At 44.1% G+C, this 23,558-nt stretch carries 19 protein-coding genes; 6 read left to right on the top strand and 13 right to left on the bottom strand.

The features are described 5' to 3' along the window. Window positions 1-62: 62 nt before the first annotated feature. Window positions 63-1,391 carry a DEAD/DEAH box helicase gene (locus QV280_RS14145; RefSeq protein WP_152820598.1) on the bottom strand — a complete coding sequence of 443 codons (1,329 nt, stop codon included), beginning with the start codon at window positions 1,389-1,391 and terminating at the stop codon, window positions 63-65. Window positions 1,392-1,658: 267 nt separating this feature from the next. On the opposite strand from QV280_RS14145, the gene QV280_RS14140 reads away from it, so the two are divergent. Continuing rightward, window positions 1,659-1,943, top strand: coding sequence for an Lpp/OprI family alanine-zipper lipoprotein (locus QV280_RS14140; RefSeq protein WP_023403513.1), 285 nt, complete (start codon window positions 1,659-1,661; stop codon window positions 1,941-1,943). A gap of 92 nt (window positions 1,944-2,035) precedes the next feature. Here the strand turns inward: QV280_RS14140 and QV280_RS14135 are convergent, their stop codons facing one another. The 3 genes from QV280_RS14135 to QV280_RS14125 are packed head-to-tail and all read right to left on the bottom strand — an operon-like array spanning window position 2,036 to window position 5,421. Further along, window positions 2,036-2,935: a L,D-transpeptidase family protein gene (locus QV280_RS14135; RefSeq protein ID WP_039970294.1), complete on the bottom strand. Its 900-nt coding sequence runs from the start codon at window positions 2,933-2,935 to the stop codon at window positions 2,036-2,038. A gap of 40 nt (window positions 2,936-2,975) precedes the next feature. Then, window positions 2,976-4,430, bottom strand: coding sequence for a deoxyribodipyrimidine photo-lyase (gene phrB / locus QV280_RS14130; RefSeq protein ID WP_152820596.1), 1,455 nt, complete (start codon window positions 4,428-4,430; stop codon window positions 2,976-2,978). A 13-nt stretch (window positions 4,431-4,443) separates the two neighbouring features. After that, window positions 4,444-5,421, bottom strand: a complete 978-nt coding sequence (locus QV280_RS14125; RefSeq protein WP_152820594.1) for a YbgA family protein — start codon at window positions 5,419-5,421, stop codon at window positions 4,444-4,446. A gap of 154 nt (window positions 5,422-5,575) precedes the next feature. Between QV280_RS14125 and QV280_RS14120 the strand changes: the two genes are divergently transcribed. Further along, complete coding sequence (locus tag QV280_RS14120; protein WP_253912547.1) at window positions 5,576-7,021, top strand: hypothetical protein; 1,446 nt, start codon at window positions 5,576-5,578, stop codon at window positions 7,019-7,021. A gap of 74 nt (window positions 7,022-7,095) precedes the next feature. On the opposite strand, the gene QV280_RS14115 is transcribed toward QV280_RS14120, so the two are convergent. After that, a complete protein-coding gene (locus tag QV280_RS14115) occupies window positions 7,096-7,989 on the bottom strand; it encodes an EamA family transporter (RefSeq protein WP_367869563.1) in 894 nt (297 codons plus the stop codon). Window positions 7,990-8,242: 253 nt separating this feature from the next. Between QV280_RS14115 and QV280_RS14110 the strand changes: the two genes are divergently transcribed. After that, on the top strand, window positions 8,243-8,650 hold the full coding sequence (locus QV280_RS14110) for a DUF3302 domain-containing protein (RefSeq protein ID WP_023403507.1): 408 nt from the start codon (window positions 8,243-8,245) through the stop codon (window positions 8,648-8,650). Further along, the gene (locus tag QV280_RS14105; RefSeq protein ID WP_152820592.1) at window positions 8,650-9,780 is read left to right on the top strand and encodes an HlyD family secretion protein; all 1,131 of its coding nucleotides are present in this window, start codon (window positions 8,650-8,652) and stop codon (window positions 9,778-9,780) included. Before QV280_RS14110 ends, QV280_RS14105 begins: the two co-directional genes overlap by 1 nt. Before the next feature lie 872 nt (window positions 9,781-10,652). Here the strand turns inward: QV280_RS14105 and QV280_RS14100 are convergent. From QV280_RS14100 to QV280_RS14085, 4 genes are all read right to left on the bottom strand, one after another. After that, window positions 10,653-11,645 carry an Abi family protein gene (locus tag QV280_RS14100; protein ID WP_216643773.1) on the bottom strand — a complete coding sequence of 331 codons (993 nt, stop codon included), beginning with the start codon at window positions 11,643-11,645 and terminating at the stop codon, window positions 10,653-10,655. 356 nt (window positions 11,646-12,001) lie between these two features. Beyond that, entirely contained in the window at window positions 12,002-13,186 is a 1,185-nt protein-coding gene (locus QV280_RS14095; RefSeq protein WP_023403504.1) for an MFS transporter, read from the bottom strand. Then, window positions 13,183-15,108: a monovalent cation:proton antiporter-2 (CPA2) family protein gene (locus QV280_RS14090; protein WP_152820590.1), complete on the bottom strand. Its 1,926-nt coding sequence runs from the start codon at window positions 15,106-15,108 to the stop codon at window positions 13,183-13,185. The genes QV280_RS14095 and QV280_RS14090 overlap by 4 nt, the downstream gene beginning before the upstream one ends. Beyond that, complete coding sequence (locus QV280_RS14085; RefSeq protein WP_152820588.1) at window positions 15,108-15,803, bottom strand: NAD(P)H-dependent oxidoreductase; 696 nt, start codon at window positions 15,801-15,803, stop codon at window positions 15,108-15,110. The genes QV280_RS14090 and QV280_RS14085 overlap by 1 nt, the downstream gene beginning before the upstream one ends. Window positions 15,804-16,107: 304 nt before the next feature. Between QV280_RS14085 and nhaD the strand changes: the two genes are divergently transcribed. Together nhaD and QV280_RS14075 are read left to right on the top strand one after the other, a co-directional pair. Next, window positions 16,108-17,520, top strand: a complete 1,413-nt coding sequence (nhaD, locus tag QV280_RS14080) for a sodium:proton antiporter NhaD (protein WP_172972811.1) — start codon at window positions 16,108-16,110, stop codon at window positions 17,518-17,520. A gap of 88 nt (window positions 17,521-17,608) precedes the next feature. Next, window positions 17,609-18,715: a M20/M25/M40 family metallo-hydrolase gene (locus QV280_RS14075; protein WP_152820586.1), complete on the top strand. Its 1,107-nt coding sequence runs from the start codon at window positions 17,609-17,611 to the stop codon at window positions 18,713-18,715. A 55-nt stretch (window positions 18,716-18,770) separates the two neighbouring features. Here the strand turns inward: QV280_RS14075 and QV280_RS14070 are convergent, their stop codons facing one another. The 4 genes from QV280_RS14070 to QV280_RS14055 all read right to left on the bottom strand — a co-directional run bounded on the left by QV280_RS14070 (window position 18,771) and on the right by QV280_RS14055 (window position 23,558). Beyond that, the gene (locus QV280_RS14070) at window positions 18,771-19,913 is read right to left on the bottom strand and encodes an ABC transporter ATP-binding protein (RefSeq protein ID WP_152820585.1); all 1,143 of its coding nucleotides are present in this window, start codon (window positions 19,911-19,913) and stop codon (window positions 18,771-18,773) included. A gap of 9 nt (window positions 19,914-19,922) precedes the next feature. Further along, window positions 19,923-20,660 carry an HAD family hydrolase gene (locus QV280_RS14065; protein ID WP_367869562.1) on the bottom strand — a complete coding sequence of 246 codons (738 nt, stop codon included), beginning with the start codon at window positions 20,658-20,660 and terminating at the stop codon, window positions 19,923-19,925. Further along, on the bottom strand, window positions 20,647-22,152 hold the full coding sequence (locus tag QV280_RS14060; protein WP_152820583.1) for a CehA/McbA family metallohydrolase: 1,506 nt from the start codon (window positions 22,150-22,152) through the stop codon (window positions 20,647-20,649). Before QV280_RS14060 ends, QV280_RS14065 begins: the two co-directional genes overlap by 14 nt. A gap of 125 nt (window positions 22,153-22,277) precedes the next feature. Beyond that, the gene (locus QV280_RS14055) at window positions 22,278-23,558 is read right to left on the bottom strand and encodes an extracellular solute-binding protein (RefSeq protein ID WP_152820581.1); all 1,281 of its coding nucleotides are present in this window, start codon (window positions 23,556-23,558) and stop codon (window positions 22,278-22,280) included.

Here is a 23,558-nt window from a genome sequence, read left to right as displayed (position 1 = left end):
AAGACAAAAAAAAGCGAAGACCTGAGTCTTCGCTAGTATGAATTGGGATAATTGAGAATCAATTAGTCGTCAATTTTAGGTGGCGTTTTCTTTTTAGGTATAAATACCGCATCGCCCACTGCCACATTGGTGTGGAATGTTTTATCGCGCTTAACCGGTTTCTTAGCCACTTTTTTGGTTGCTGTCGGCTTATTATTGGTCTTGTTCGTTTTACCGCGGAACGTCGGCTTCTTAGGTTTAATGCCTTTGAACTTGCCTTTTAGCCCTTCAAGAACATCAAAGGTAAGCTCTTGTTGTAAGAAGCTTTCTACGCGCTTGAAGCTATCCCAATCTTTTGGTCCAACTAAAGACAATGCCATGCCTTTGTTGCCCGCACGACCAGTACGGCCTACACGGTGTACGTACTCTTCGGTATGTTTTGGCATATCAAAGTTAATCACGTGCGATACATTGGCAATATCAATACCACGCGAGGCGATATCTGTGGTCACCAAAATCTTAAATACGGTACGCTCAAACTGGCTCATAATGGTATTACGCTGAGTTTGAGTCAGGCCGCCACTTAATGCGACCGCTTTTAAATTCAGTTTGTTCAATTCAACGGTTAAACGTTCGGTATCCGAGCGCGTGGCGGTGAAAATCATAATCTGATTGTAATCGGCATCAGCAATGATGCGATGCAACAAGGCTTCTTTATGATCTAAGTGATCACAAAGATAAAATTTCTGGTCGATATCCGTATGGTGCGCGTTACCGCTATCAATCGAAATACGTTTTGGAGCGTTTAACATCTCCATTGCCATATCATGCACTTCGGCGTGATCGAGCGTTGCAGAGAACATCAATGTTTGACGGCGACGGTGTTTTGCCAGTTTGTGAATGCGCATCAGCTCAGGAGCAAAGCCCAGATCTAACATACGGTCAGCTTCATCAAGGATTAACGTATCTAAACCATCTAGAAATAGAGAGCGGTGCTCAAGGTGATCGGCTAAACGTCCTGGCGTTGCCACGATAAAACGTGGGTACTTGCGCAGTGCTTTGACTTGGTCGTTAAAGTTTTCACCACCAACAATCAAAGTCGCCGTATAAGAAAGGCCACCTAACATAGTGCGAAGCTCGCCATAGACTTGGCGCGCTAATTCACGCGTCGGTGCTAAAATCACACCGCGCGGATCTTTGGCAGAGAAGGCTTTGCTTTTTAATGCTTTATGCAGCATTGGCAAAACAAACGCTAAAGTCTTACCAGAACCGGTTTTAGACGAGGCAAGTAAATCCTTACCTGCAAGTGCTACAGGGATTGCCTGTTGCTGAATTTCGGTCGCATTCTTAAACGAATAGTGATCCAAATTCTTCATTAAACGATTGTCTAAACCTAATTCTCTAAACTTCAAAGTACTCTCCAAAAAAACGGGATGATTTTGCCTTCTATCTGCCCAAAATGAGATATAGAGAAAGCAACTTATACAAAAATCGGGCTAATAGTACCCTAGTTGACGACTCAGATCACAAAAATATCCGCTATTTGAGGGGCAATTGGCGCAGGTTTTCGTGATAATTACCTAATTTCTATAAATTATTCGAACATACTTTATTCTACGTCTACACTATTTAAGCCATCAGAAATAAGTGGCATAACTAAAAGAAATCAGGGAGTTCGTATGAATAAAAAAATTATACTTGCAGCAGGAGTTAGCTCAGTATTATTGTTGGCAGGCTGTGCATCAGGTCCAGATGAAGCGACTAAAGCACAAATGGCTGATACTGATTCAAGAGTATCGCAACTAGAGCAAGATCTAGCAGCACTAAAAGCTGAACATGAAAAAGACTCAGCAGAAAACAAAGCTGCTGCGATGCAAGCTAAAGAAGCCGCTATGGCTGCACAAGACGAATCAGCTCGTGCAAACGAACGCCTAGATAACGTCGCACAATCCTATACTAAGTAGTCTCCACTACGCACTAAATTTCAAAGCCAGCTGTTACAGCTGGCTTTTTTGTGGGGCTAGATTTTCAAGACAGGTTATACCAATGACACCCATCAATGATGGCTTCCATCGTGCACCATAATCGGCATACCCGTTTGAATTTGAATCACCCCAGTCACTTTTGAATACGTTTCAGCATAATTCTCTAACCCATCATTATCTAACCAGACCTGTAACTCCAACGGCCAATCGAACGTTTGCTTCATTCCATCTCGCGCTGTTAATGGCTCATGAGATTCGATAAAAACACTGCTATCAGGTTCAACGGCCATTTTTATGGGTTGGTTAACAATTTGCACTCTAGTGCCACGCCCCACCCGCTCAAATAGCCATTTTATGTCCTCTGGTTCCATGCGAATACAGCCACTACTCACTCTAAGGCCAATACCAAAATCCTTGTTAGTGCCATGAATCAAATACTGCCCCGCGCCATATCGCAAACGCATGGCATATTCGCCCAATGGGTTGTCTGGACCTGCAGGCACAACTTCAGGCAGTTCAATACCGTCTTCTTCGTAAGCCATACGAATAGACTTTGGCGGCGTCCAAGTCGGCGCTTCGATCATAGAACTGATAGAGGTGACCATTTGCGGGGTCTCGCGACCAATACGCCCAATCCCCACCGGAAATACATGCACATGCTCACCATCAGGGTCAAAATAGTAAAGGCGAAGCTCAGCAAGGTTAACCACTATCCCTTGCTGTTTTGCCAAGGGTAGAATAAAGCGATTAGGAATGGTAAGCACCTCCCCCTCTTCAGGAAGAAAAGGGTCAACACCACGGTTGGCCGCAATCAGGCTAAGCAGACCAACATCATAATCTTTAGCAAGCAGCGCGAAGGTCTCGCCCGCTTTGACTTGGTGACGTTGCAATTTCCCCGCCACATGACTGCCATCGACAGGTAACCGATAGGTTGCGGCCAGTGCGCTTGGTATAAACAACGAGGCCGACATCACCAATGACAAGCTAATGCTTAAATACTTAATCCAAGACCTAACATTCACTATTCTTAGCTTCCTTATACATCTGTAGCGCCAATTGCCGTTGTTTTTTATGATCAACGATAGGATCAGGATAGTCCAAACTGGCAAATTCCTCCCATAACCAAGGCGAATGAATGTATTTATCTGGTACAGATTGCAGCTCAGGTAGCCACTGTTTTACAAACTCGCCTTGCGGGTCAAACTTCTTGCCTTGCGAGATAGGATTAAAAATCCGAAAGTAAGGTTGCGCGTCACAGCCGGTAGATGCTGACCACTGCCATCCGCCGTTATTAGCGGCAAAATCACCATCGACTAACTGGCTCATAAAATAACGCTCGCCAAAGCGCCAATCTAACAATAGATCTTTGCTTAAAAAGCTCGCCACTATCATTCGCAGTCGATTGTGCATCCAACCTGTCTGGTTTAACTGCTTCATAGCCGCGTCCACAATAGGATAACCTGTGGCACCTTGTTGCCAGCTTTTAAGATGCTCAATGTCGCCTTGCCAACGAATATTATTGCACCACGCCACAAAGTTAGCGCCTTTGCACAGCTTAGGTTGGAAATAAATAAGATGCTGATAAAACTCCCGCCATATCAACTCACTAAGCCACGTCTGCTCACCTTCACTTAAATGTTCAGGGTGGCGGCCATTAAGTAAACGAGCAATACATTGACGAACCGATAACATACCTAGTGCAAGGTAAGGGGAAAGCTGACTGGTGCCGTTTACTGATGGCACATCTCTGTTGTCGTGATAATTATTGGCTTTTTGAAAGGAAAATAGCCGCAGTTGGTTAATGATGGATTGAGTATCAGCGTGCCACGCCACCGTTGTGGCTGACAATGCTTGTTGCGCATCTCCCATCTTTGAGCAAAGTTCGAACCCTTGCTCGCCATCAAATAATTTATTGACGGTAAGCGCAATCGGTTTACGCACCGCTAATTGAGCTGGATTAAAGCGTTGTAACCAACTTTTTTTAAACGGGGTGAATACTTTAAAATAACTGCTTTGTTTATTTAAAATACTTCCCGGCGCAAACACACACTTATCTGAACAAAGCGTGAAAGGAATGTTTTGTGACTCAAGCTTGTTTTTAACTTGCTGGTCTCTTTGTACCTCATTCACCTCATAGTCAGCATTAGCGAACACATGTTTTATCGACATGCGCTCACACAACTGCGAAATTAACGAGCCACAATCTTGGTAGTGATCGACGACTTCAATGTGTAACTGAACCTTTAATTCAGCTAATTCAATCGATAATGCCTGTAAACGACGAAAAATCAGTTGTTGCTGCATTGCCGAAACGCCGTGCTCTTGCCACTGTTTCTCAGTCACCGTAAACAGCGCAATCAGGCCTTTTTCGTCACTGTTGGCTTGTTCAACGTTATCCATGGCGCGAATTAGCGCCGTATTATCTATCGTTCTAAGATCACGACGTAACCAGACTAAAGCTCGCATTCAACCTCTCCTTTTATAGGCTGTAACGCAAACGAAGTTCTTGAGGATGCGGGGCTAAAAATTTTTGACTTTGTAAGTAAGCATCCGGATACAAAGACAAATAGTGTCTGATCAGCGTGAGTGGACTCAACAAAGGCAGCAAGCCTTGGCGATACTCGTCAATAACGGCGCGCAGTTCTTGTCGCTCTGGCCCTGACAGCGATTTTTTAAAGTACCCTTGAATGTGCATCAGAACATTAGAGTTATTTTTTCGACTTGCTCTGTTGGTCAACGCTTGCATGAATTTCAGGCGGTAGAGTTCATAAAACTCTTGATTGTCATAATCCGCTACCTTAGCCACTAACTGACCAAGCGCTTTATAAGAGATAGGATCATGTGCCATCAAAGTCAGCTTATACCGAGAGTGAAACGCCACTATTTTTCCGGATGTTGGGCTATCACCTACACAGTCGTAGAAATCTTTTAAACTGAAGATTCGAGAAATGAAATTTTCTTTTAATACAGGATCGTTTAAGCGGCCATCCTCTTCTACCGGAAGCCATGGCATTTTCTTCATCAGAACATCAGTATACAGCCCAACGCCTTCATTGCTCGCCCCCGCTTTGGTGTACACTTTGACGCGTTCCATGCCGCAGGTTGGAGACTTTGCGCACACAATATAGCCACACAACTCAGTTTGAGTTAACTCATCCACTTTATTATTGGAGTAATCGATCATTTTATCGGTGTGGTCTTTGGTTGGGTCTTTGGTTTCAACTAACGCAATGCGTTGTTCTTCTGAAACTAAACGGATGGTTGGACGCGGAACAGTCATGCCGACGCCTACCTCTGGACAAACAGGCACAAAGTCAAAAAAAGGAGCTAATTCTTTAGTCACAAATTTACTTGCTTTACTGCCACTGTCGAAGCGAACTTTCTCCCCTAACACACAAGCGCTAATTCCAATTTGAATAGACGTATTAGCTTTACTTTCTGTCTGCGTATTAACCATATTTCAATCCTTAGAAAAAGTTAAATATTTGTTGTTAAACTATTTCTTTATTGTACGGGCAAAACAGCCGTAAAGGTCATCTTTTTATTTAAAAAGTGTTTATTGTGTTAATTTTAGATAGAATCAAAGTTCGAATCACAATGAACAGATAGTCGTGCCTGAGAAAATTACCCAACAAATCATCGAACTTAATTTTTGCAAAAATCCGTTATGTGCAGATTTTGGCTCATTAAATGCGGCGAATTATTCGATTCTCAGTGAACGCAATAACCCACAAATTGCTTGTGCCAGTTGTCACAACATCTCTCCGATCATTTGGCCCGATGAACTGCAAAGCGAGCTAAGTTCACAACGTGAATATTTACAAGCTGGTCTCACTGCATGTACCAACAAAGCGTGCGACAACTTGGGTTACAACGTGCAGCTTTATCCAGAAAAATACTATTCATTTGGTTTTAGTGGCGATAAACAACGTTACCGCTGTAAGAGTTGTCAAAAGACCGTTGTTGACCGATTTTCGGTTGCTAACCCTAACTTAAAAACGCATGTCACTATTTTAGCGCTGTTATTAACCGGCTTTAGCTTGAAGGAAATCTCGATAAAATTGCAGATGCAAGCCAAAACCTTGAATGACCATATCAAAGCCATGGCTGCAATTTGTCGTCATAAGTCGTCGGTTTTTGACCACCATTGGCAAAACCAATCACAGCAGTATTTATTAGGTAGCGACTATCATTACCTGCAACCCAACAGCGAGAATGGTGTGCTTTGGATATGCACCCTAGATTTAAACTCTCATTATGTGGTGCATCAATCGGTCAATATCAGTGAACAAGCCAATGTATCGGGTAATCGCATCATTGCCAGAGAATACCTTGCCAGCATCAATACGCCGCTATCAGAGCCTGCTAGCGATAAACTGGCCGACATTATTATGGCTCGCTTAAACGATCATAGTGCCAGAAGCCATCGCAATAACCCTCTGCACAATCAAACTCAGCTTAATTACCCAGTTAAAACATCATTGGTCACGCCAATATACTGCGCCACTGCCCACTATCATCAGATAAATCAGTGGTTTCAGGACATGGATAAGCTAACCTTAAGCCTTGCTTTTGAACCTATGCTAGCAGAAGCGGCAATCACCAGTTTTAATGGAATGCGTCAAAAGCAATCACTGGATCTGCTTTATCAAATTGATGATCCGGCATGGGTAGAAGGAAGAATGGGCAGTAAGCCTCAGCCTTTAATTTTTGCGCATAACAAGGTGTCGTGGTCGCTATCTGAGCAAAAGCATATTCGAGCGAATACTGAGCAGCGCGCTATCTGCCAAATCATCGAAAGCAATCTTACCCAAAAACAGGTTCATCAACTGCCCAAGCACACCCCTATTAGCAATTACATGGAACGTTTCCATGTCATTTTCAAAAGTAGCGTCAATGAACCTCGCCGCAAGCGCCGTCCTGAAGGATTGTTGCCTTTATTAGACATTTATAAAGCATGGAACAACCTTTGCCATCAAAACAATCCGGGAGAAACGCCAGCCGTGAATGCAGGCATTTCTGAGAAGCCATTATCATTGGATCAATTGTTGCAATAGCCCGTAATAATAGTCCGTAGTAATCGCCCGTAGTAAAGCCAGTAGCAAAAGCTTAATACTTGGTACTAAAGCACTTAGCCCATCAGCAACATTGCCACCCCCAAAATAGCCACCAGCGTACCTATTATTGAACGTCCAGATAGACTTAATCCCTTTATCTTATAAATCACCAACATAAATAATGGACTGGTCGCAATTAGAGTTTGTGCGATGGCTGGATTTGCGTATTTCAACGCCACTTGCTGTAACCACAATGCGAGAAATGTTCCGACCGTAATCGCCGCTAACAAATAATATCGGTCTGTTTTGGCCATCTTTTTCGCCGAGCTCAACAAATGCGAAAATGGCTTGGGCTGACAAAAAGGAATGATCATCGCCACGGCTAGCACACCAATAGACAAGCGCAAAAGTGCGCCTAACAACGGATTAATATCCCCTGCCACCAAAGCAAAATGCGAAATAACCACGCCACTGGCTTGGCACACACTGGCCAGTAAGCCATACGCAATCCCTGATTTAGAGTGTGTACTTTTGGCTGTTGACGAAGGTTGTATGACGACAAACACCACCGCGATAGTAGTGACAAGAATCCCCACCCAATTGAGCAAGCTAAGCCCTAAGCCTAAAAAGAGTAACGCAAACACCCCAGATAGCGGTGGCGCCAGAGACTCAAGCAGTAAGGTATTATTAGGTCCAATTCTCTTTAACGCCGCAAAATAGGCACTGTCACCAATGGCAATACCAATCACGCCAGAAAGCCCTAAAATTAATGCATGTTGGCTAGAGATCTCTATCTTTGGCACAGGTAACAACGGCAACACCAATAACATCATTGCCGAGCCTATAACGCCTTTAATAATATTCAGCTGCAGCGCACTAAAGCGATGACTAAACTGGCCGTATATCCATGTTGCGATCGCCCACACCATAGCCGCACTCACCGCAGCGATTTCGCCTACAAAACTCACATCAGACCCTTAATCTTTAATTGTAAAATACTGACTCTCCCAAACAGGCAAACCTTATCATTCAACATTTCTGCTAGGTGCTTAGAGCACAGTGATAGTAATAGAAGTTAACTGTAACCCATCAATTGTTAATTACATTTAACAGGCAAAACCTCAAGTAAAAGCTCATATAATCAATAAAGTAGTTGTATTCACTCAGATAAAAGTTAAAAATATTACAACAATATCAGAACAAGCATTACAAGGATGAAACATGCTTCTCGATTACGTAGCTTTAGGATTATTAGTTTTCGTTGCTCTTGTCCTTTTTTATGGGGTGATAGTCATTCACGATATTCCCTATGAAATTGCCAAAAAACGAAATCATCCCCACCAAGACGCCATTCACGTAACGGGTTGGATCAGCCTTTTGACCCTACATGTTATTTGGCCGTTTCTCTGGATATGGGCCACCTTATGGCGTGAAGACCGTGGATGGGGAATGACTCAAATCAAGCAAGAGCAATCTGATTTACATCATGACATTACCCAGCTTAATCAACAACTTAATGATTTATCCCAACAAGTTGCTCAACTAAAACAACTCCAAGAAAATCAGCCACAAGTGCAACCTCAGACTGCAGCTAAATCGCCCTCTCAACCTAGCGAAGGAGATGTGTAATGGATTTACTACTCATACTGACCTATACCGCGTTTTGTGTCGCTGTATTCAAAATATTTAAAATCCCATTGAACAAATGGAGTGTTCCTACCGCGGTGTTAGGTGGCGTTATTTTAATTGGCACCTTAATACTGCTGATGAACTACAACCATCCATTTACGCAAATTGGTCGCCAAGTTTACAACACCACACCGATAGTGCCGACGGTGAAAGGTCGAGTTGTTGAAGTCAACGTCAAACCAGATACTTTTATTGTGAAAGGTGAGCCCTTGTTCACAATTGAATCTGAACCTTATGAAGCAGAGCTGATGAGCAAACAGGCCGATTTGGCCGCCGCAATACAAGCTGTCTATCAGTTAGAGTCCGAATATAAAGCCGCTCAAGCCGATGTAATCCGCTCTATCGCTGAGCGTGACCGTATTCGACAAGAGTTTAATCGTTATTATTCGGGTTACAAGAAAGGCGCATTTACCGCCCAACAAGTAGACACTCGTCGTCAAAACTTAAAAGGGGCGCAAGCTGATTTAGAAGCAAAAGTCGCTATGGAAAACAGTGCTCGTGTGGCATTTGAATCTGAAATAGAGGGCGAAAATACCACGGTCGCTCGCTTGCAAGCTCAAGTTCGACAAGCCGAGTTTAACCTTGATGAAACGGTAGTCAGAGCCCCTACCAACGGCTTTGTTACGCAACTTATCTTACGTCCGGGACAAATGGCGGTACCTCTACCACTGGCACCGTCAATGGTCTTTATCCACGCTGAAGAATTTTATTATGCGGCGGCATTTCGCCAGAATTCATTACAACGCCTAGAGCCGGGGTTTGAAGCTGAGTTTATGTTCCCAAGCTTACCGGGCAGAGTCTTCTCTGGCGAGGTAGTCAACGTCATCCCTGCTATGGCCGAAGGTGAAATTCAGGCATCAGGAAGATTGTTAGGCACACAATCACTGAATGTATCTGGCCGAGCACTAGTGAAACTGCGACTGCACGATGACTTATCTCAATACCAATTACCTTTAGGGGCTTCTGTAGAAGTTGCCGTGTATTCCGATAGTTTTCACCATGTCTCTATCATGCGTAAAATCCTGATTCGCATGAAGAGCTGGCAAAACTACCTGTATTTGGATCACTAACCGCCCATTGATTCAATGTATTAAAAACCCCGCTGCAGAGGGATCTGTAGCGGGGTTTTCTGATCTATTGGCTGCAGTTGTTGGAATAGAGATTAAAACAATTGGTTTAACGTAGAGCTACTAATCGTCGTTGAACATTAGGGTTTGAAACTCGGCAATAAAGATTAGAGCTATGATAATAAAGCTCGAAGCTTTTCGATGGTTTTGTCCCAAAGCTTGGTATCACAAGCCCACCGATGACCCATCAGTTGTACTGATAGATACGCAGAAAAAATTTTTCTCTTTGCAAAATTCAAGACCTGACCCCGTTGACACAGGACACAGTGGTCATTTTGTAACCTTCACTATCTTTCGTGATAGAGAAGTTCATGTCATCATAGTAATCTTTCTTAAAGTCATTTGTCTTTAGAACTGCTCCAGTTAATGGTTCATAAAAAATGGTTGAATAGTTATTAGGTTGTAACTTGGTTTGATGTTTATTTTAAACTGAGAATCATATCCATCCGAATCAAAAAACACGGTGATATCATTCACATAATGATGCTACAAGAAGTATGGTCACTTTATGCTTATTTCTGCAGCAAAGCGGGTTCATTCAACAAACATTTCAAGACGGATTCGCAACGCGTAGCATTTTTACCATGCGTTGAATTTTGTGAGTTAGGTGGTACGCAGAAATATTGCATTACGTTGCTCACCGCTTAAGCGGACATTATCTGACTTTAGATTTTAGCTCTTAGAAAAGCGAAAAGCACCCCGCAGGGTGCTTTCTAGAATGCTCAAGTTAGAGATATTGGCGAGAATTTTATTACCAACACTGTAGCCTAACGAGCTAGTGACTAAATTATGGTATAAAGCTACTGTAGTGTCAACTACACAACTCCAGGGAGTATAGTAACTATTCCTCGCTTGCCAATAATCTCATGTACCTTTGAACTTTTTACTATACCATTAAAACGTCTTTTCGCTTGTGCGGGTGTTAGTATATTGCTGTATGAAAGAGATTTGTATACATCTAGAGCTTCAATACTTGTAAGCCAATCAAAATATGATTTGTAATGGGAGTCCAAATAATCGTTCTTTCTATCTTCGGATACCCAGCCTAGTATCCGGCACAATCGCTCATTTAAAGTCTTCATTCGCTGAATACTCTCTTCTGGCGTTGATGCCGCAGGATAGATTTCTTGGTTGGTTCTGTAGTGTTTGATCTGAGTGAACTTCCAAATAGGTTCGTGGTGAGCAATTCGGTTTCTTAGTTCATTGACCTGACTCAACCGCATTAAAAAGTCTTCTAGTGCGTTTTGAGACCAGTAAGTAGAATGGAGGGCGAAGTGCCCTTTAAGCCCTTTGAATAGTGCGCTTTGCCAATCTATTGAGTTGTTCGACGAAGTATCATTAATTAAAAACCCCCAGAAACCAAAACTTTGTGCCGCGATTACTTTTCCTGGTGTTGGTGCCGGATTTTTCGCTATTAATTGATTTCGATTTCTTCTTCCGCGACCTCGTGATTGAAAATGGGTGACTTTTCGAATCATATCCACTGTCTTAGGCTTTAATTGACCTAGGGTAATCAGGTACTCATACCAATCATTATCGAATGCATGCCCTTGCTGTCGGTGCGCATTGAATTGGTGAGACAGCTCCCTATGAATAGTATTGCGAAGAGCTACTTCAAAGATACTAATTAATTTGAAAAAGGAAGCAGAAAGAGCGTCATTCCACAAATACAGCCCTAAGCACTCTTCATCTGAGTTCAGATGAAAGTAGCTACGATAACTATTGAGACGATCGGAAGAGATCGTGTTAATGGTTTCAGTAATATTGTTAGGCTTCATATGCTTGAGGGTAGAAAAAGAAAAGTGCATTGTAAAGTGGATTTACGTGCGCGTCTAAATGCACTTACAAGCATTTAATATGGCCTCCCAACGCATGGCATTTTTCATTCCATCGTTAGGTATCATGGTACCGTTACCCACCTTAATGCCGCGTTAGTGGTCACGGAACTTGAGAAGCTCAAAGTGATAGCATAGTATCACTTTAGTATTCTTTTGGAGCGACAACTATGAAAGTTGAACTGGTAAGTTCTTGTGAAGCAAGCAATAGGTAAAGTAAGCAGCTATCAAACACATGACAGTATCTTTTCTAGCAATACGTCTATATTCAATACTCCCCCGCCTAGGGGGAGCGACTACAACTTCAAGACATCATAGCCTTCTATAAATTAAGCCTTACCCCAATGAAGAAATCTTACTTCATTTCCCTCAGTCGGATGGGCTGGAATATTCAAGGACAATAGCAAAGAAACCCCTGCCATTACTGCGCCAATCACAAAGACCAACGATGGTGAAGTTAGCCAAATGATGCCAAAGGTTACTGGAATGACGACCGCTGCAATGTGGTTAATGGTAAAGCTTACGCCTGCTGTGGATGCCATATCTGCGGGGTCGGCGATTTTCTGGAAATAGGTTTTGATGGCTAGTGCCAATGCAAAGAAGAGATGATCAACCACATATAAGGCAGCAGCCCAGTGTGCTGATTTTACGACTGCGTAGCCAATGAAGACGCAAATCAAACCAAAATATTCAAACATCATGGATTTTCGCTCGCCGATTTTGCCAATCAAACGACCAATTTTCTTGGCGAACAAAAAGTTAAACGAGTAATTAATCAAAAATAGCAAAGCGATATCTGCGGCCGAATAACCAAATTTCTCTACCATTAAAAAGCCTGCAAATACGGTAAAGATCTGGCGACGTGCGCCGCTCATAAAGGTCAGAGCGTAGTACAGCCAGTAACGTTTTCTTAAAATTAGCTTTTTGTTTTGCACGGTATCGGTTTTAAATTGAGGGAAGCAAAATGCCATTACCGCCACTAATACAATGGTCGTGCCGCCAGTAATCGCGTACACCACGGAATAATCCAGTTTGAGCACTTGTAACATCACCCACAATGCGCCGTAAGTGATAAGGGATGCTAACGCTCCGATGGAAATCATCTTGCCGAGCATTTCTGGCGCTTCTGCTTTTGATAACCATTGCAATGATAATGATTGTTTTAAAGTTTCAAAGTAATGGAAGCCGCTCGACATTAATAATGTGGTCAGCAATAACCCGGTTAAACTTGGGTAAAACCCCGTCAAAAGCGTGCCTAATCCAAGCATCACCAATGCAATTAGCATGAATTTCTGCTCGCGAATAAACAACAGCACAAATACAACACTAAAGGCTAAAAAGCCTGGGATCTCACGAACACTTTGTAGCAAACCAATATCTGCACCGTTAAAATGGGCCTTTTCAATCACAAAGTTATTTAACAGTGCCATCCAGCTTGAAAATGCCACAGGCACAATAATAGAAATTAGAATTAAGAAATTCTTTGGTGTTTGCCACGATTTATCTTTTATCACTCAAGCTTATCCTCAAATTGGTCTGCATAGCCTTTTGGTGGTGGCGTCCACCCTCTTTCAGCGCGCGAATCACCGTCATGACGATCTGAGCCCATGGCATCACGTATTTTATCTTCAAGCTCAATAAACAGCTTTAAGAAGTTATTGTCGTAACGCTCACCCTCAGAATCATCCAACCAAGCATTATATAATTCATCTGAGCTCTGTTTCTCTACGTAAATATAAGAATGACGTTGTTGTTCTATTTGAAAAGGATGAAAACCCATACAACGTAACGCGACGGTGCCTACCTCTAGTGCAGAGTGGAAGGTTTCACTTTCGATATGATGGGCGCCAGCTTGTCGCAGTTGATAAAAGTGCCCTCGGTCAAATGCTCGGGCAATGACTTTAACTTGCGGATAGGTGTGCCGAACGTACTTCACCAATTGCACTGATGACTCTTGATTATCAATGGCAACCACTAGCGCTCTGGCGTGCTCTATGCCTGCAGTGTGTAGCAGATCCGGTTTAGTGGCATCACCAAAAAAGGTTTTAATGCCTATTTTGCGTAAGTTATTGACCTGCGTTGCTTGATGATCCAACACTACGGTTTCTACGCCATTATTTACGAGCAGTCGGTTCACTATCTGGCCGAAGCGCCCAACCCCTGCAATAATCACTTTGCCTTGTTCATCAATCACATCTTGTTCGCCTTGATTGGTTTGCTTTTCAAATCTAGGCACAATAATTTTTTCATAAACAATGAATAAGCCAGGCGTAAAGAACATCGACAGCGCCACAACCAAGGACAAGGTGCTCGCAATATCACTAGGTAATACATTGTTTTGTACGGTAAAGCTAAGCAGTACAAAACCAAACTCCCCTGCTTGCGCAAGGCTTAGTGCAAACAGCCAACGATTGACGCCTTTTATTTTAAAGACCACCGCGAGACACCACAAAACAAGCCCTTTAAGTAGCATTAAGCCCAATGTGAGCCCAAGAATAAGAGCAAAATCATCAAACAAAATTCCAAAGTTGATGCCAGCGCCGACGGTAATAAAAAACAGCCCTAGCAATAGTCCTTTAAACGGCTCAATATTCGATTCTAATTCATGCCTAAACTCACTGTTTGCCAATACCACCCCGGCTAAAAATGTACCTAGTGCAGGTGACAAACCCACTAAGCCCATAAGTGCGGCAATACCAATCACTAACATCAATGCTGTGGCAGTAAAAATCTCTCGTAAGCCAGATGAGGCCACAAAGCGAAACAGCGGACGACTGACAAAATGCCCTCCTACGACAACCGCAACTATAGAAGCAGTGATCACCAGTCCATACGCCCAGCCCGGAAGTCCAGCCACTAAACTCAATTCTGGGTGATGGTTTGCGCTTTCGACCACTGCCGATTGAGCGGCAGCAATCAACTCAGGCAAAGCAAGTAGTGGAATAAACGCCAACATAGGAATCACAGCGATATCTTGAAACAGCAATACCGAGAAAGCGTTTTGTCCGCCTTGAGTTTTGCTTAACCCCTTTTCGCTAAAGGTTTGCAGTACAATAGCAGTAGAAGAAAGGGAGAAAATAAGACCGATAGCCAGCGCAATTGACCACTGCACCCCTAACATCAGCGCGATGGCCATTACAATACCTGCTGTGCCCGCCACCTGAATGCCGCCGAGCCCCACTAAGCGATTGCGCATGTTCCACAGCATCTTAGGTTCAAGCTCTAGCCCGACCAAAAACAGCATCATAACGACGCCAAATTCAGCAAAGTGCTGAATGGTCGCTGTCTCTGCGCCAACCAGACCGGTAATAGGCCCAATGACTACCCCTGCAATTAAGTAACCCAACACCGAACCTAAACCAAGACGCTTTGCAATCGGCACTGCAATGACAGCCGCAATTAGATAGATAAATGCCTGTAAGAAATATCCAGTCATTACGCCTCTCCCTTTGTGTGTGACTGAGCGTCAGCGGCAGGTAATTCTGCATCTAATAACAAGGCTGAATCTAAGTGCCCGCTTAATTGAGGTAACCGACCCGCTTTTTTAAGATCCACCCTATCTTCTACAATGGCATTGAGTAGCAATTGCCACTGTTGCAAATGTTCACTCACCCGCCCTTCTTCAACTGCGGTCCTTGCGCCAAATAACACAAACGGGGCCCAATATTGCATGCCAATTAACGAAGCGGTTTGCTCTATAGGATGTAGCAATTCTCGAATGGTGTAATGGTTATAACCATCACATTGATAGGCATCTTCCTTGCCGCCTGCGGTGATAGCGCACAACAAATGTTTACCATGCAACGCTGTGCCTTTAGGGCCGTAAGCAAAATTGTATTCTAAAACTAAATCTTGCCACTCTTTGAGAATTGAAGGCGTTGAATACCAATATAAAGGGAACTGAAAGATCACCACGTCATGCTCTAACAACCTTTGTTGTTCTCGCTCAATGTCGATGTCGTATTTGGGATAGTCTCGATATAGATCAACGCACGTCACGCCAGTAATGGTGTTAGCGAGCTTAAACAATTCGGCATTCACTTCAGAGCGCCCTTGAGAAGGATGAGCAAATAGCAATAAAACGCGTTTTTTTGACGCTTCTGCGCTATGGCTATCGACTTGTTTATTCATAAAATCCCTTAATCTTTATCTATTCAAACAATTGAAATAAAACACAAATACACCTCAGCAAACCAAACCTGACTGTTAACCAAATAAATACTTGGCGTTAACTAAATTATTTCATCTGAGTTCGTAAAAAGTGATCCACCGCAAGCTATTGTTTTAGTTTCAGGTTTAGGCTATGTGAAACTTGTTGCTTTTGTTAACTGTTGTTACCACTTACCCATAGAGCATAGTCAAACAAAAGCCACTATTGGAACTGATTTATTGTCTGCAAGGAGTCGCAGTGAAGTCTTATTCGTCCATATTATTTCTGGCCTTTCTATCCCTATTTTTTTCTCCGTTAACCTACGCTGCCACCAGCCATAGTACGCCAGATCTCACTCAATCTGGCGTAGGGTATCTAGCATTGTTCATTTTTGCCATTGCTTATTGTTTGGTGATGGGAGAAGAGGTGCTAAAGCTGAGAAAATCAAAGCCTGTGTTAATGGCCGCGGGACTGATTTGGATTTTAATTGGCTTCACTTTTTTAAGGCTCGGAGAGATAGAGGTCGCCAAGAGCGCACTTGACCACAATTTATTAGAGTATTCCGAGCTGCTGCTATTTTTACTGGTCGCCATGACCTACATCAGCGCAATGGAAGAGCGCCGCCTATTTGACTCACTGCAATCATGGATGGTCAGTAAAGGCTTTAACTTACGTTCCCTATTTTGGCTGACCGGGATCTTGTCCTTTTTTATCTCGCCGATTGCCGATAACCTCACCACCGCGCTATTAATGTGCGCTGTGGTCATGAAAGTGGGCGGTACTAACTATAAATTTATCAATATTGCCTGCGTTAACATCGTAATTGCCGCCAATGCCGGCGGTGCGTTTAGTCCCTTTGGCGATATTACAACGCTGATGGTGTGGCAAGCAGGCCACGTCAATTTTGAACAGTTCTTAACCTTATTTGTGCCCTCAGTGGTGAACTACATCATCCCTGCCGTCATCATGTCTTTGTTTGTGCCGACGACTCAGCCAGATACCGTGCATGAACATGTGGAGCTAAAGCGTGGTGCGCGCCGCATCGTGTGCTTGTTTATTTTAACCATTGCCACTGCAGTTGCCTTTCACGGATTATTCCACTTCCCACCTGTTATCGGCATGATGATGGGACTGGCCTATTTACAATTCTTCGGCTTTTTCTTACGCAAAACTCTGCCAAGTTCACTGGCGAAGAAAAGAGCATTAGCAGAAGCTCGCCATGATGAAGCAGCACTACAACGTTTAGGTTCAGTAGTGCCATTTGATGTATTTCGACGCGTCTCGCACGCTGAGTGGGACACGCTACTCTTTTTCTACGGCGTAGTGATGTGTGTCGGCGGATTAAGCTTGCTAGGTTATTTAGGGCTAGTATCTGAAATCATGTATACCCAGTGGGACCCTATTTGGGCGAACGTAATGGTTGGCGTATTATCCGCCATTGTCGATAACATTCCGGTGATGTTTGCCATTTTAACCATGCAACCAGAGCTTTCTATGGGTAACTGGTTGTTAGTAACCTTAACCGCAGGTGTAGGAGGCAGTTTGCTCTCCATCGGCTCTGCTGCAGGGGTTGCCCTCATGGGCGCCGCGCACGGCAAATATACTTTCTTTGGTCATTTAAAATGGATGCCCGTAATTGCCTTAGGTTACGCTGCTAGCATCGTCACACATTTATGGATTAACGGGCATCTGTTTTAAAATCGGAATTGAAATTGATCTAAATCAAGAATGAGCGCTACGCAATATGGGTAACTAGGCGCTCATGAATAGATATAGAAGTAATTCAATGACACAAGTAGATCAAAACCGTTTAGTAGATAACTTTCTGCATTTAGTAAAAATTGATAGTGAATCAGGTAACGAAAAAGAAGTTGCCCTTGATATTGAATCACAACTGCAAGGGTTGGGATTTTGCGTAGAGCGCCTTGCGGTGCCTGAAACGCTGTCTAATGGCTTCAACATTTATGCAAAATTACCGGGCACACTAGACGGCAGCATCGTACTTAGCTGTCATATGGATACAGTTACTCCAGGTAACGGTATTCAGCCAATCATCGAAGATGGCATCATTCGCTCAAATGGCGAAACCATTTTAGGTGGTGACGATAAATCTGGCATTGCCGCTATTTTAGAAGCGGTAAAAACCCTGCAAGAGAATAACCTTGCCCATAAAACCATTGAAATTGCGTTCACTGTGTATGAAGAAGGCGGCCTGCGCGGCTCACAAGAATTTGATTGCGCGAAAATTGAATCAGAAGTGGGCATTGTTTTAGATTCAGGTGGCCCTATCGGCACTATCATTGCCGTTGCCCCGGGTCAGCAAAACTTAAAAGTGACCATTACTGGTAAACCGGCTCACGCAGGGCTTGCACCAGAGCAAGGCATCAATGCGCTCACTGTTGCCTCTGATGCTATCAGCAACATGAACCTCTCTCGCATCGATGAAGAAACCACAGCTAACATCGGCGTAGTCTCTGGCGGGCAGGCGACCAACATCGTAATGCCAAGCCTATACCTAGAAGCAGAAGCACGCTCTTTGGATGAAGGTAAACTGGCGCTGCAAGTGTCGCACATGGTCGAAACTTTTGAAGCGGCAGCAACTAAACATGGCGCAAAAATTGATATCGTTTCTAGCCGCGCCTACAACCCGTTCCAAATCCCTGAATCGCACCCGCATATTCAGTCGGTCAAAGAAGTGTTCACTCAACTGGACATTGAGCCTATCGTAACTTCTACTGGTGGCGGTAGTGATGCGAATATCTTTGCAGAGAAAGGCTTAACCATTGTTAACCTATCTACGGGTATGGCAAAAGTGCACACCACGGAAGAGTATATTGCTGTTGATGACATGCGTAAGATTTCGCAGTTCTTAATGGCGTATTTAACCAAATAAGATCAGAGTAAAACAGCTCACCTAGCCGCATTTAAGCTTAGGTGAGCCATGCAAGCTAGTCTGCATTCAAAGCTAGACTTTGCTCGGTATGTAAATCAAATAAATGACACTGAGCAGTATTGAACTGCAATAAGGCTTCATCGCCACTTTTTGCAATATGCTGACCATCAAACGGCACGCGCGCCACCAATTTGTCGTCACCGACGGTGAAGTACAAATACAGCTCGTTCCCCATAGATTCCACCACATCGACTGGATGGGTTTGCGTGTTAACGGCTACGGCCAAATCATCGTCTTGATGCGCCAATTGAATGTGCTCTGGACGTACCCCAAACCACACCCACTGACCAATTTTATCTCGCGCAATAGCTTGCTTATCTTGCGGTAATTGCCAGCAAACCCCACTTTCAGACTCGACGCTCATCACCCCGTCAATCTCAACGATCTTACTTTTAATTAGGTTCATGGCGGGAGAGCCAATAAAGCCTGCCACAAACTTATTCGCAGGGTATAGATACAGCTTCATCGGCGTATCTACTTGCATGATTTTGCCTTGATTTAACACGCAAATACGATCGCCTAATGTCATCGCTTCCACCTGATCATGGGTTACATAGATCATGGTGGCGTTTTGCCCTTCTCGCTTTAAATCACTGTGCAGCTGTGAAATGCTTACTCGCGTAGACACGCGTAATTTAGCGTCTAAATTGGATAATGGCTCATCAAACAAAAATACATCCGGCTTGCGCACCATAGCACGCCCTAATGCAACGCGCTGTCTTTGCCCGCCAGACATTTCGCCGGGTTTATTATCCAATAAATGTTCAATATCTAAGGTTTTAGCCGCCACTGCGATACGCTCTTGTATCTCGTCTTTAGGCAGTTTTTGCTGTTTTAAGCCAAACGCCATATTGTCGTAAACGGACATGTGCGGATACAAGGCATAGTTTTGGAACACCATAGAGATGCCACGATCTTTCGGAGACAGATCATTAACGCGCTTCTCACCAATATAAATATCACCGCCTGAAATATCTTCCAGCCCTGCAATCATGCGTAAAGTGGTGGATTTGGCGCAGCCAGACGGGCCAACAAACACCATAAACTCGCCTTCACGAATATTAAGGTTGATGCCGTGCACCGCTTTAAAGCCATTTGGGTAGGTTTTCTCTACCCCTTTTAGTGTTACTTCAGCCATGGTTTACCCTTACATCAATTCGTTAAATTCGGTCGGGTTAAAATCCGCCACCGAAGCAATCACAATATCCGCCATCGGCTCTAGCTCATGTTGCTGCGCCGTACCCGTTAATACACCGACGTTTTTTGCGCCCGCATTACGACCAAATTCCATGTCCGATACCGTATCGCCAAACATAATCACTTCGTGAGGCTTGATGCCGCACTGATCGCAAAACGCATTAAGCAGTGCTGGAGCCGGTTTTGGTTCAATATCACCGTCGGAATAGCCGACATAATCAAACAGCCCCTCTAACCCCGATTGCTGTAAGGTATAAAGAGTGGAGTCTTTAGTGTCTGCCGTGGCAACGCCGAGCAACATACCTTGTTGTTTTAACTGGCTCAGCTTGTCACCAATTCCCGGCAGAGCTTCTATCCACTGCGGGTTTTGTTCCACTTGCTCATTAAAGGCCAGTTTCGTGATCTGGGTAAATTCTACTAACGTCACTTTAGGTTTCAGCAGTTCAAACCACACTAGCGCAGTATCTTCCACAGGATTTGAAGCTAACAATCCATAGTTATCAACCACATCCCCTTCAACGCCTATCGCTAATAAAAGCTCACTACTGGTCACATTTGAGTTGGCACTGTGCTGCTCACTATACGCTTTAACTTGCTCACAGGCGGCGCGTGCAACATTGAGCCACATGTTATGAAATTCGAGTAAGGTACCGTCTTTGTCAAATAACAGTGCTTTATACTTCGTCACTATTTATTCGCTCCATTAGTTCTCCCCAAGTATCGACTAGGGGTTGGTTAAATTGTGGTTTTGAGCCATCAAATAATGCGTTAATGCACCCTTCAAACTCATTGTGTTCAGCGGCGATGTTGCCGCTATCAGGCATATGTCCGCGGCGAATATCGACGCGGCACCAAGCGTATCCCGTGGCAATATCTGCCGCTTGCGGCTGCTCGCTTAGCGCAATACGCGCTACGACAGCACCATCGACAATACACTCTGCGTAATAGGGATGATGGCTATCGGTCACCGATAACTGATAAGTTAATGCCTGTCCTTTTGAATCTTGTCCCGGCTGTAACTCGGTCGCGCTATCGCCTGAGTAAATAGCAAACTGCAAACCGCAACGACGCTCGATATAAACCTGTCCGTTTCTAAGCCCTGACAATATTCCTTCTCCACTTAATCCGTGGCTATACACAAAGGTAGAAGGATCGCCATATAACGAAGGCTCACTGGCTTTTGGATTACGCTCATGAGGCTGTAAATGACCGTCACTGCCACCCACTGCGGTAATTCGATGACCGCAATTCCACATTTGCGTTAGTATCAATAGCGCATCGTTGGTCGCTTTGGCTGAGGTAGACCAAGTGGGATCGCAACACACTTCAAAGGTAGAGACTTGCGCTAGGGCGATATCTTGATACTGCCAATGCCACGGCTTCATCATGGGATGATTTAGACTTATCGAGCTGTGCCCTTGGGTAGCGATATCTAAACCCGCTTGTATGGTGGCAACACTGCTGTGTTCAATCGCCCTTAAATCCAATGAGCTAGTCGGCCCATGCACATTGAAATGTCCTAGATCGGTAGTGACTTCGATTGCAGGTAAAAAGAGACACTGCTTTGATATAGGCAGTTTCGGCTGGCAAATGTTGTGCTCAGTAAAAAAGAAGAAATCAAGATCTTGCGCTTCGACGATATTGTTCGCCTCTTGCAAGCTATTGTGCCCGTCCGAAAGTTGACTATGGGCATGCAAATCACCTCGATACCAACGTGACTCAGTGCAAAGCAGATTTGAATAATCAAATTCAATGCCATGCGCTGAGGTTACGACTGAAGTGAGCTGTAAATGCTCGGCGTAGTCTTGCGCTTCGTTGGCATAAGAGTCGGTATCGGCATTATCAGCATCACTGATACACTGCACTGCCACCTGATATTGCATGCCGCGCTCACCGCGAAATTCGCCCTCTAAGTTATACAATTCCAAATACCATTCGCCTGCGCTGATCTCACCGTCAATTGCGCCGAAACCTGAGTTTTGGGATTGGATAAGCAAAGATTTGTGCGATTTTTCAAACAACACTTTGCCACGAAAAGCGTGCTTTGTATCGTAAACCGCCGCGTATAAGAATCCCTTAGTCACTGTTGTGCCGGTAACTCTTACCAAATCAGCGTAAGCAGGCACATCAAAAAGCATGCGCTGTCTGCCAAATGCGACTTCACCTGTAAATAAGGTCATTGTGTTCACCACGTTCATCTGGGTAAAAGGGATAATTAAAAATGGCCCACCCTAAAGTGGACCACTTGTTTATGCTAAATCTATGTGCTTAACACGTTAGGCGCACATAGATTATTAAGCCGTGACTAAGAGCGGTTTGCTCTATCTAGTGCACGTTGCGCTCTCTTAGCCGCTTGTTGCAGCGCTTTTTCCGCAGGCACGTTTTGAATTTGCACCTGATCGGCGGCCAACTTCAATGCGTCCATGATCTGGCCGTTGGTTGGGTCTAAGAAGTCTTTAGTTGCCGTATTCGCCTGTTTTAAAGGAATCAAAGCTTGCGGGTTTTGCTGAGTAAACTCTTGGTATTCTGAGACTTCAGAAACGCTGTTACGCACTGGAATGTAACCGGTGAACATTGACCAAGCCGCAGTGTTTTTCGCATTGGTGTAGAACTCAACAAATTCAAACGCCCCTTTTGCAGCTTCATCGTCAGTGCCTTTTGGCATTACGTACACCAAAGCGCCTGCTTGTGGCGCAGCTGGGTGTGAACCCCAACCTGGCTGAGTTGTTGCGCTTAGCTTAGTAAAGTCAAGGTCACCCTGATCGCCTGATGAACCGGTATAACCCAGAGCTTTGTCTTTCATGACGTCATCAATGGTTTTGTACCAGTATTCCCAGCCTTGACCGCCGTAATGAATGCGCATGATTTGATCGTCATGAATCCATTTGCGGAAGCTATCCCACACTTCAACCCACTGCGCTGAATCAATCAAAACGGTTTTGCCATCGTCACTGATGATTTTCGCGCCATTTGAAAATGCAGCATCAATTAAGTTGTCAGCGCCCCACATTGGCTCCCAGCCGTAAAACGTCACATCGCCTTTCGCATCGCGCTGAGTAACTTTTTCTGCCACTTTTGCCACGCCCTGCCACGTGCTTAGGTCTTTTTCAGTAAAACCGTTATCAGCCAATACTTGCTTGTTGTAGTAAAACACTTGCGTAGTGCCGTATGCAGGCAAACCAATCACAGAACCATCTTCTGCGGTAACTTGATCTTTAAATGCGCCAATGAAGTCAGAAAAATTAAATTCCGCATCCATAAAGCTGGTCAAATCACGGCTCAAACCACGGTTATGCATTGCCACCGCGCGACCTGAATCTAGCAGTACCAACTCTGGCGCTGTTTTAGAGGCTAAACCTGCTTGTAGTTTTTGGTACGTTTCTGAATAGTTACCCTGCAACGCCCCTTTAACCACATACTGATCTTGGCTGGCATTAAACTCGGCAATTAACTCATTCATCATCTTCTGTGGTTTAGTACCACCTGAGTACCAGAAGTTAACTTCTGTAGCAGCCAGAACATTGCTAGAAAACATTGCAACGGTTGCTGCGCTTGCGCACACGAGTGCTAAGGTTTTTAGTTTCAT

The organism is Vibrio sp. B1Z05, from assembly GCF_052955985.1.
Note: the sequence above shows the minus strand (reverse complement) of the source record. Positions and strands in the feature narration are given on the sequence as shown.

What these genes read in the sequence shown, in the direction of transcription:
- QV280_RS14140 (WP_023403513.1), top strand. Translation starts at nt 1,659, where the DNA reads ATGAATAAAAAAATTATACTTGCAGCAGGAGTTAGCTCAGTATTATTG.
- QV280_RS14135 (WP_039970294.1), bottom strand. Translation starts at nt 2,935, where the DNA reads ATGTCGGCCTCGTTGTTTATACCAAGCGCACTGGCCGCAACCTATCGG.
- phrB (WP_152820596.1), bottom strand. Translation starts at nt 4,430, where the DNA reads ATGCGAGCTTTAGTCTGGTTACGTCGTGATCTTAGAACGATAGATAAT.
- QV280_RS14125 (WP_152820594.1), bottom strand. Translation starts at nt 5,421, where the DNA reads ATGGTTAATACGCAGACAGAAAGTAAAGCTAATACGTCTATTCAAATT.
- QV280_RS14110 (WP_023403507.1), top strand. Translation starts at nt 8,243, where the DNA reads ATGCTTCTCGATTACGTAGCTTTAGGATTATTAGTTTTCGTTGCTCTT.
- QV280_RS14105 (WP_152820592.1), top strand. Translation starts at nt 8,650, where the DNA reads ATGGATTTACTACTCATACTGACCTATACCGCGTTTTGTGTCGCTGTA.
- QV280_RS14100 (WP_216643773.1), bottom strand. Translation starts at nt 11,645, where the DNA reads ATGCACTTTTCTTTTTCTACCCTCAAGCATATGAAGCCTAACAATATT.
- QV280_RS14090 (WP_152820590.1), bottom strand. Translation starts at nt 15,108, where the DNA reads ATGACTGGATATTTCTTACAGGCATTTATCTATCTAATTGCGGCTGTC.
- QV280_RS14085 (WP_152820588.1), bottom strand. Translation starts at nt 15,803, where the DNA reads ATGAATAAACAAGTCGATAGCCATAGCGCAGAAGCGTCAAAAAAACGC.
- QV280_RS14075 (WP_152820586.1), top strand. Translation starts at nt 17,609, where the DNA reads ATGACACAAGTAGATCAAAACCGTTTAGTAGATAACTTTCTGCATTTA.
- QV280_RS14070 (WP_152820585.1), bottom strand. Translation starts at nt 19,913, where the DNA reads ATGGCTGAAGTAACACTAAAAGGGGTAGAGAAAACCTACCCAAATGGC.
- QV280_RS14060 (WP_152820583.1), bottom strand. Translation starts at nt 22,152, where the DNA reads ATGACCTTATTTACAGGTGAAGTCGCATTTGGCAGACAGCGCATGCTT.
- QV280_RS14055 (WP_152820581.1), bottom strand. Translation starts at nt 23,558, where the DNA reads ATGAAACTAAAAACCTTAGCACTCGTGTGCGCAAGCGCAGCAACCGTT.